We start from the raw sequence: 9,519 nt of genomic DNA, 5'->3' as shown, positions 1-9,519 counted from the left end.
ATGACCCGCGATCCGGATTTTCTGTACGCGCTGGTGCCCGCCGTCTACCGGCTGCGCGATGCGCAGCAAGGCTATGCGTTGCGCGCGCTGCTGCGCGTGATTGCGGAGCAGGCGATCGTGGTCGAGCAGGATATCGACGGCCTCTATGAAAACTGGTTCATCGAAACCTGCGCCGACTGGGCCGTGCCGTATATCGGCGCGCTGATCGGCTACACGCGGCTGCCGGGCGACGGCGCGGCCGCTCTCGCAGCGGCTTGCGGCTGCGGGGGCGCAGGGGGTGGCGGCGGCTGTAGCGGTTGCGACGGCGGTGACGGTTGCGGCCATTGCGATTGCCGTGCGGGCGGCGCAACCTTCGCGACGGCGCCGTCCGCGCGCCGCGAAGTCGCGAACACGATTCGCTACCGACGGCGCAAAGGCACGCTCGGCGTGCTCGACGAGATCGCGGCAGCCGTCGGCGGCTGGCCCGCGCACGCGGTCGAAGCCCGCCGCCGGCTCGCGCTCGCGCAGCATCTCGATTTTCTTCATATGCGACGCGGACGGCTTGCCGATCTGCGCGACGCGCCCGATTGGCGCGGCCCCGCGTTCGACCGGCGCGCGCGGACGGTCGACGTGCGGCGCATCGATTCGACCCGCACCCCGGGCCTTGCCAATCTCGCCGAAGTCGGCGTGTTCGTCTGGCGGCTGCGCGCTTACCCGGTGACGCAGGCGCCCGCTTACTGCTACGAAGAGGAAGGGCCGAATTGCTTCCTGTTCAGCGCGCTCGGCAACGACACGCCGCTGTACGTCAACCCCGCCGCGCCGGCGAATGCGCCGCGTCTGCCGCTGCCGATCAGCCGCGACGCGCTCGAACAATCGGCCGGCATCGGCTCAGCGCCGGATGCGGCGCAAGCCGCGCCGCCAACGCCGGGCGAGCGCGCCGCGCCGCCGGTGCTCTACGGCCCCGAGGCGAGCGTGATGATCTGGACCAGCCCGCTGCCCGCGCCGGCGGGTGCCGGCCGCTCGGCCGCCTCTCGTCAAACGCCGGATTCAACGCCCAGCTCCCCCCTCGGTCAGACGCCCGTTTGGACGCCCGTCGATGCGAGCCGGATCATTGCCGCCGATCTGAGCGACTGGCGCTACCGGGTGCCGCCGGGGCGCGTCGCGCTCGATCCGGTGCTCGGGCGCATCGCGTTCGCGCCCGGCGACGCACGCAGGCAGGCGGTGCGGGTTTCGTATGCGTATGCGTTCAGCACGGAGCTAGGCGGCGGCCAATACGCGCGCCTGCTCGACGACGCGCCGGCGGGCGCGGCCACGTACACGGTCGGGCAGGGCGGCGGGTTCGCCCGCATCGCCGACGCGCTCGCGCGCTGGCGCGCCGATGCGCCGCGCGACGCAGTGATCGAGATCGTCGACAGTGGCGTCTATGTCGAGCCGATCGCGATTACGCTGCAAGCCGGGCAAAGCCTGCAACTGCGCGCGGCAAACCGCCAGCGGCCGGTGCTGCGCCTGCTCGACTGGCAGCCGTCCGCGCCCGACCAACTGGATATCGGCGGCGACGGGCCGAGCTGGTTCACGCTCGACGGCATCATCGTCACCGGGCGCGGCCTGCAAGCGGGCGGCGGCCTGTCCGGCGTGACGATCCGTCACAGCACGCTCGTGCCCGGCTGGGGGCTCGCTTGCGATTGCACCGCCAAGCGGCCTAGCGATCCGAGCATCGTCGTCACCGGCGCGCTGCGCTGCGTGCGCATCGAGCGCAGTATCGTCGGCGCGATCCGGGTCGAGCGCGACGCGGAGCGCGTCGCGCCGTTACGGCTGGCCATTGCCGACAGTATCGTCGATGCGCTCGGCCGCGAACGGCTCGCCATCGGCGCGAGCGACACGCCATGCGCCGAAGTCGCGCTCGATCTTCGCTGCAGCACCGTCATCGGCCGCGTGAGCGCGCATCAGATCGATCTCGCGGCCGACAGCGTGTTCGACGGCATCGTCACCACATGCCGCCGCCAGAGCGGCTGCGTGCGCTTTTGCTACGTGCCGCCCGGCTCGCGCACGCCGCGCCGCCATGCGTGCCAGCCCGACGGCGTCGAGCGGGCGCTCGGCGAGCGCTATCTGGCCGGCGGCCTGACGCTTGCCGAGCGCGCCGCGCTGCTCGCGGCCGAACGCGTGCGCGTGGCGCCCGAGTTTGCGAGCGTGCGCTACGGCACGCCGCGCTACGGCCGGCTCGCGGACACCTGCGCCGCCGAGCTGCGCACGGGCGCGCACGACGGCTCGGAAATGGGCGCGCTGCATCATCTGCAAGAGCCGCAGCGCGCGGCACGCGTGCGCCTGCGCCTGAGCGAGTTCACGCCGGCGCAGACCGACGCCGGCATCGTTTTCGCAAGCTGAGAACAGAAAACAAGGAGAGCCCCGTGAAAGCCGACCTGACCCGCGTGAGTTTCGATCCGCTCAAGCATTTCAGCCGCGTCGTGATGCAACAGGGGCGGGTGCAGCTCGACGCCGATTGGAACGAGCAAGCCGATATCCTGCTGCATCTGCTGCGCACGATGGCGATCGACGGCTTCGGCCGCGCGGCAAGCCCGAACGGCGGCTTCGCGATCGCCGCGCTGCCGAACCATCCCGACGATTTCGAAATCGCCGCCGGCACGTATTACGTCGACGGCCTGCTGTGCGAGCTGGCGTCGACGCCGGTCGCGATTCTGAAATGGGATGTCGCGAACCGCGCGATCACCGTCGCGCAATGGTTCGTCGACGCGGCAAGCTACCGGGTGGGCCAGTATCTGCGGCTCAGCGACGATGCAACGCCGGCAACCAAGCCGCTCGTGGCGACCATCACGAAAATCGACTACCCGTCGCGACAATTGACGCTCGATATCGATATCGCGCCGCTGCAAAACGCCGCGCAGGGCCGCGCGCGGCGCCTCGTGACCTACCGCACCCAGCCCGACTGGCCCGCGCCGCCCGCGTTGCCGGCCGCGCCGTGCCAACTGTATCTCGACGTGTGGGAGCGGCTCGTCACGCCGCTCGAAGACAGCGCGATGCGCGAAGTCGCGCTCGGCGGCGCGGATACCGCGGCCCGCACGCACGTCGTCTGGCAGGTCAAGGCGCTGCCGATCGCGTCGGCCGGCACGCCCGTATGCGCGACGCAGCAGCAATTGCACGACAGCCTGCGCGGCGGGCTGCCGGGGCTGTTGCGCGCGCGCGTCGCGCCTGCCACGGCGTCGGCCGACCCGTGCACGGTGTCGCCGAGCGCGGGCTATCGCCGCGCGGAAAACCAGTTGTACCGCGTCGAGATCAACACCGGCAGCCAAAACGCGGCGGGCAATGCGCCGAGCTTCAAGTGGTCGCGCGACAACGGCGCCGCGATTTTTCCGGTGCTGGGCGTGCAAACGGCCGCCGCCACGACGACGGTCACGCTCGGCGATCTCGGCCGCGACGAGCGGTTCGGTCTTGCCGAGGGCGACTACGTGGAGCTGCAGGACGACGGCACCGTGCTGAACCAGGCGCCCGGCCAATTGCTGCAAGTGCAGTCGATCGATCGTGCGCGCTGCGTGGTCGTGCTCGCGGGCGCGCTCACGCAAAGCGTCGGCAACGATGCGTCGCTGCATCCGTTGTTGCGGCGCTGGGACCAGCGCGCGGGCGATCCGGCGCAGGGCGGATCGGACATCGGCCCGGACGGCGCGGTGAGCGTCAAACCGGGCACGCTCGCCGGAGGCGATGCCGCGTGGCTCACGCTCGAGGATGGCGTGCAGATTCTGTTCGAGGACGTGCCGGGCACGGTGTACCGGACGGGTGACTACTGGCTGATTCCGGCGCGGGTGGCAACGGGCGATGTGCTGTGGCCGCAGGAGAGCGCGCCCGACGATCAGGGCAGCGCCGTCAGCCATCCGGCCGCCGTGCCGCCGCACGGCATCCTGCACCACTATGCGCCGCTCGCGCTGATCACGGCGGCGGGCGGCGCAATGAAGCTGACGCCGTGTTCGACGGGAAAGCCATGAGCGGCGCGGCGACGTATTGCGCACGGGCGGCCGCCGGCCGCCGCGCGGCGGCGAACGGCGCAGTGAAACGTGCGAGTCAAGCCGGTCCGCGGCGGGGTTCAAGCCGGCTGCTTCGGCCGCTTGTTCGGCCGCTTGAAGCGGCGGGCGACGGTGAAACCAGGGCGGTAGCGCAGGCGTTCCTGAAATAGCCGAACGGATGGCGGCACGCGGCGGGCAGGCCCCAGCGCCGCTCGCCGGTCAATCTCCGAGCAGCTTCAGCCCCGCCGGCAGCGATTCCCCGAACGCCCGCCCGGTATCCGCGTGATCGAGCGTCACGACCTCGCGCACCATCCGGCTCCACGCCTGCGGCGCATTGGCTGCCGTGAGCCGCCGCACGACGGTGTCACGCGCGTCGAGTGGCAGGTCGCTCGAGCGGTCGCCCGTCATCCGCGCGATTTGCGCGGCGGCGAACGCAGCGGGTTCGACCTTCCTCCAATCGAGCGCGAGGATCGCGTCCAGCCAGCGGCTCGCGACCTCGGGCGGCACGATGCCGTGCGCGCTGCCGTACAGCGGACGCCGCGCGCCGATGCGGCCGATCGCCCACCAGCACTGGGGGTTCTCGGCCGGCCGCTGCAGCCGCGCGAGCAGGCGCTCGCCGAGTTCGATCTTGCGATCGACGGCCACGCGCTCCAGCGACGCGAACAGCCGGACCATATCCATATCGCCGATCTTCGCCGGATCGAACGGCAGCTTGGGCCGCTTTGCGCGGGCCGCGTCCTGCAGCCACGTCATCGCATCGAGCACCTGATGCTGCGCGTGCTCGTCGAGCCCGCCCGCCGCGCGGCGCCACAGCGTCCACCATTCCGACCAGACGCGGCCTTCGTTCACGTACTGGATGCCGTCGTCGAACAGCGTCCAGAGCTGCGCGACGCGCCAATCGTCGAGCGGATAGCCGAAGCCAGGGCGCACGCAATAGCCGGCCAGATTCAGCCAGACGCGTTCGTGGTCCGCCGAGCGCCGGCGCCGGCCGTGACGCTCCCACAGCGCGCCGAACAATTCGCGCAGAGTGGCGATGTCCCAGCTTTCGCGCGGCCCGAGCAGTTGTTCGAGCTGCGTGCGCAGCCGCCCGGTCTCCTTGCGCTCGACATTCGCGAGGCGCGCGCCGAACGACCGGTCGATCCATTCGACCGCCTTGTCCAATTGCGCACGCGGGGCCGCCGCAGGCGCGCGAGAGGCGTCATCGGCGTCGGCGGCGCGCTCGCGCCGCAGTTGGAATTCGAGGTGCCAGCGTTGCGACGGGTCGTCGGTGGCGATGCAGTGCATGTCGAGCGTGCCGACTTCGGTCAGGGAAGTCGTCAGCCTGACGCGCTGCTCGCGCGCGCGAGTCGCGTCGCGCTGCCCGACGACGGCCGCCACCGGCGGCAGGCGGACGAATTCGCCGTCCGTCAGATCAGCGAGTTCGCCGGGCCGCCACGCGCGATCGGCGACGGTCGACGCGAGATGGAAGCGCACCGGCTGGCCGAGCTGCAGCGCGAACACGCGATCGTCGAGGCGCACCTCGCGGCCTTCGTCGGTGCCGCGCGGCAGCACGCATACGCCGCGCGGTGCGCGCGCGGCGTCGCCGTCGTTATCGCTATCGTCGAGCACGAGAAAGTAGCTGCGCGGCGAGCCGCCGCCGATACGCGGCGCGTGCCCGGCGCGGGCAAGCGCATACGCCACCGCGCCGCGGGCGACGGCCACGTCCGGATGGTCGTTGTTCAGCACCTGCAACGGCTTGCCGCGCCAGCCGCCGAGCACGCGCGCGAGCCGCCCGGCAAGCGTCGTCGAGCGAAACACGCCGCCGTTGAGCAGCAGCGTATCGGGGATCGGCACCGCCGCGTCGGCGCACGCGGCGGCATCGGCAGCCGATGCGTCCGGCGCGCCGAGCGCATCGCGCGATTGGGCGGCCAGCCGGTTCAGGAACGCCGCGATATGCCGCGTGACGGCCGCATCGGCGGCATAGGGCAGGCCGAACTCGACGAGCGCCGCGCGCGAGCGGCGCGGCAGATCGTGCGCGTCGCCGGCCGGGAAAAATCCGTCGACGACGATCCGCTCGGCTTCGGCGCGGCTCAACTGCGCCGTGCGCGCGCCGCCGACGAGCCGCGAGCCCGAGCCGAGCAGCGTGATGCCGACCGAATCGGGCGGCTCGTCGCCGAGCAGACGCTCCTTCGCCGCGCGGCACCGCTCGACAAGCTGCGACAAACTCGCCGCCGACAGGCGCGCGCCGTCCTGCGCGATGCGCGTCTCGACGAGACGCGCGAGCGCGAGATCCATGTTGTCGCCGCCGAGCATCAGATGATCGCCGACGCCGATGCGCGTCAATTGCGGCTCGCCGCCGTCGATCCGCACCTTGATCAGCGTGAGATCGGTGGTGCCGCCGCCGACGTCGCACACCAGCACGAGCCGCGTTTGCGCGAGCGATTCGCGCAACGTCGCGCGATGGCGGTACAGCCAGTCGTAGAACGCCGCCTGCGGCTCCTCCAGCAGACGCAGCGCGGGCAGCCGCGCAAGCCGCGCGGCCTCGAGCGTGAGCGCCCGCGCGCCGTCGTCGAACGACGCGGGCACCGTCAGCACGACGTCCTGATCCTCGAGCGGCGCGTGCGGAAAACGGCGGTTCCATGCGGCGCGCACATGCGCGAGGTAGCTCGCGCTCGCGGCCACGGGCGACACTTTGTGCTCGGCATCGGCCGCGCCCCACGGCAGAATCGGCGCGAGCCGGTCGACCGCCGCGTGCGACAGCCAGCTTTTCGCGCTAGTCACGAGCCGCCCCGGCACCTGCGCGCCGAGCGAGCGCGCCAGCGTGCCGATCACGGCGGGCGGCGGGGCGTTCGCACCGCGCGCGGCGTCATTTTCGCCGTGCTCGCCGTGAGCATCGGCGTCGCGCCACGGCAGCCTCAGCGCGCCGGGCGCGAACTCGTCCGGCGCGGGGTGATAGCGCGCGGACGGCAGCAGCGGCCGCGCACCGACTTCGCCCGGCGCGACGAGTTGCTCGACGTCGAACACGCGAATCGCGCCGCCCGCCGCCTCGGCATAGGCGACGACGGTGTTGCTCGTGCCGAGATCGATGCCGACGATGAACGGTTTCATCGCTCAGGCGTTCGCGCCGCCGCGCACGTCGAACTCCACCTTCCAGCGTTCGTTCGTGCCGCTCGGCACCGCTTCGAGTTCGAGCGTGCCGGCCTCGGTGACGCGCGCGTGCAGCTTGACCGGCACGATCTCGCCGGGCGTGCGCCCTTCGGGCGGCAGCGTGGCCTCGATCTGCTCGAGTTCCTGCAACTCGTCGGCAGACCAGAAATCGAGCAGCGTGCCGACCTGATCCTGGCGGCGCACCGACGAGCCGAAAAACCGGAATTGCACCGGCTCGCCCACCACCAGGCCGAATTCCTGCGGCGGCAGCGCCGCCTCCGAACCTTCCTCGATGCCGAACGGCGCGACGCAGAGGGCCTGAATCGGCGGCTCGAGCCCCGGCACGGCCGGCATGGCCGATTCGACCGCGACGTAATACGCGCGCGCCGTGCCGCCGCGAATGCGCACACCCTTGCCGCGCTTCACGTAACCGTAGTAGGCCGCGCCGCGCGCCACCGCGAGATCGAAATCGGCGCCGCCCAGCAAGCGGGCCGGCGCCGCGCCCTCGGCCGCGAGCCAGCCGTTGAGCGTGCCGAGCACGCGCTCGACGAGCAGCGGCGACTTGAACACGCCGCCGTTGAACAGCACGGCGCTCGGATGCAGAAAGCTTGCCGACGCGGGCTGCGCGTGCTGCAAGCCGTCGAGATCCGCGAGCGCGGCAACCTGGCGGCCGAGGAACGCCGCGAGGTGCCGCGTGATGCCCGCGTCCTGCGCGTAGGGCAGGCCGAGCTGCGTCAAGCCCGCGCGCGTGCGGGCAACGGGCCGCGCCGCCGCGTCGACCTGCGGGAAGAAGCCCTCCAGAATCGTCTGCGTCAACTCGGCGCGGGTCAGCTCGGTGCGAATCGAGCCGCCGATCAGCTTCGAGCCGCGGCTCGGCACGACGAGCGGCACCGCGTCCGCCGACGGATCGCCCAGCAGCGTTTCCTTCGCGCCGCGGCATGCGTAGGTGAGCGCGCGCAACTGCCACGGGTCCGCCTGCGTGCCTTGCGCGGCCAGCTTGCGCGCGACGACATGCGCCAACGCCAGATCCATGTTGTCGCCGCCGAGCAGGATGTGCTCGCCCACCGCGACGCGGTGCAACTCGAGGTTGCCGTCGCGTTCGACGACCGCGATCAGCGACAAGTCGGTCGTGCCGCCGCCGACGTCGACGACGAGGATGATGTCGCCGACTTTCACCTCCTTGCGCCATGCGCCGCCGCTTTGCTGGATCCAGCTATAGAGCGCCGCTTGCGGCTCCTCGAGCAGCGTCATGCGCGCGCAGCCCGCCGCCTGCGCGGCTTCGGCGGTCAATTCGCGCGCGGCCGGATCGAACGACGCGGGGATCGTGACGGTAATGTCCTGTTGATCGAACGGCGCGTCGGGATGCGCGTGGTTCCACGCGTCGCGCAGGTGCGTCAGATAGCGCGCCGAGCTGTCGAGCGGCGACACGCGCGCGACTTCCGGCGGCGCGTCGCTCGGCAAGATGCCGGCGCGGCGATCGACGCCCGGATGGCACAGCCAGCTCTTCGCGCTCGACACGAGACGAATCGGCGTGCCGGCGCCGCGGCTGCGCGCCAGCTCGCCGACCGCGAAATCGCGCTCGGCCGCCCACGGCAGCGCGAGATCGCCCGGCGCAAGCTCGTCCGGGTGCGGCAGATACAGAAACGACGGCAGCAAAGACGGCGACTCGAGTGTGCCCGGCGCGACCAATTGCGTGATCGGCAGCACGCCGAGATGAGTTTTCTCGCCGTCGCTGACCGTGAGATCCACGTATGACAGCGCGCAATGGGTGGTGCCCAGATCGATGCCGATCGAATAACGCGGCTCGTTCACAGTTCCACCTCCGCCGGCGCGATGATCGTCGCGTCGTGTCCGTTGTTGAGCTTGGGCAGCCTCACCGCGTCGACGCGCCAGCCGCGATGGCCGATGCTGCCGTGAAACGGCGGCTTGCCGACGACGTTGCCGGTCAGGCGGATCGCGGCGGCGTCGAACCCTTCGGGAATCGTCACGCGCGTGCCTTCGGCCTCGTCGCGCACCGGGCGAATCGTGAAGTGCTCGCGCAGCGCCTTGCGGCAGCCGTCATGGACCAGGCGCGCCGCGGCGCCGATATCCGCGTCGGCGTAACCGGCAATGTCTTCCTCGACGAAATCGATCAGGCGCGCGTCGCGCTGCAGCAGCGCAAGCAATTGCAGCGCGGCGTCCGGGCTGGCTTGCACGATATCGGCGGGCGCGGGCACAGCCGCGGCGGGTTGAGCGGGCGTGACGGGCGCGGCGTCGGGCGCGGCGGCGTCGGCTTCGCCGTCGCGCAGCCGGCGGGCGCGGCTCGCGAGCGAGCGATCGCCGAGCACGGAAAAGAATAGGCCGAAGGCAAGTGACAGCCTGCCGGCAAATGAAATGTTCGGTTCGGTCATCGGAAAAAACTCCA

At 71.4% G+C, this 9,519-nt stretch carries 5 protein-coding genes; 2 read left to right on the top strand and 3 right to left on the bottom strand.

Annotated elements, in window-relative coordinates:
- Together AQ611_RS10365 and AQ611_RS10360 are read left to right on the top strand one after the other, a co-directional pair.
- Positions 1 to 2,361, top strand: a complete 2,361-nt coding sequence (locus tag AQ611_RS10365; protein WP_069234460.1) for a hypothetical protein — start codon at positions 1 to 3, stop codon at positions 2,359 to 2,361.
- A 23-nt stretch (positions 2,362 to 2,384) separates the two neighbouring features.
- Positions 2,385 to 3,971 (top strand): DUF6519 domain-containing protein, encoded by a 1,587-nt coding sequence (locus AQ611_RS10360; protein WP_069234459.1) that lies wholly within the window; start codon positions 2,385 to 2,387, stop codon positions 3,969 to 3,971.
- A 237-nt stretch (positions 3,972 to 4,208) separates the two neighbouring features.
- On the opposite strand, the gene AQ611_RS10350 is transcribed toward AQ611_RS10360, so the two are convergent.
- From AQ611_RS10350 to AQ611_RS10340, 3 genes are read right to left on the bottom strand one after another with little or no spacing between them, the layout of a single operon-like run.
- Positions 4,209 to 7,076 carry an Hsp70 family protein gene (locus AQ611_RS10350; RefSeq protein ID WP_069234457.1) on the bottom strand — a complete coding sequence of 956 codons (2,868 nt, stop codon included), beginning with the start codon at positions 7,074 to 7,076 and terminating at the stop codon, positions 4,209 to 4,211.
- 3 nt (positions 7,077 to 7,079) lie between these two features.
- Positions 7,080 to 8,927 carry an Hsp70 family protein gene (locus tag AQ611_RS10345; protein WP_069234456.1) on the bottom strand — a complete coding sequence of 616 codons (1,848 nt, stop codon included), beginning with the start codon at positions 8,925 to 8,927 and terminating at the stop codon, positions 7,080 to 7,082.
- A complete protein-coding gene (locus tag AQ611_RS10340) occupies positions 8,924 to 9,505 on the bottom strand; it encodes a DUF2760 domain-containing protein (protein WP_069235244.1) in 582 nt (193 codons plus the stop codon). The genes AQ611_RS10345 and AQ611_RS10340 overlap by 4 nt, the downstream gene beginning before the upstream one ends.
- Between the last annotated feature and the right edge of the window lie 14 nt (positions 9,506 to 9,519).

Source organism: Burkholderia singularis, assembly GCF_001718875.1.
GTDB lineage: Bacteria > Pseudomonadota > Gammaproteobacteria > Burkholderiales > Burkholderiaceae > Burkholderia > Burkholderia singularis.
The sequence above is the reverse complement of the archived record's forward strand: the minus strand, read 5'-3'. Positions and strand labels throughout refer to the sequence as shown.

Bases quoted from the DNA above. Each gene is read 5' to 3' on its own strand.
- AQ611_RS10365 (WP_069234460.1), top strand. From the start codon at position 1: ATGACCCGCGATCCGGATTTTCTGTACGCGCTGGTGCCCGCCGTCTAC.
- AQ611_RS10350 (WP_069234457.1), bottom strand. From the start codon at position 7,076: ATGAAACCGTTCATCGTCGGCATCGATCTCGGCACGAGCAACACCGTC.
- AQ611_RS10340 (WP_069235244.1), bottom strand. From the start codon at position 9,505: ATGACCGAACCGAACATTTCATTTGCCGGCAGGCTGTCACTTGCCTTC.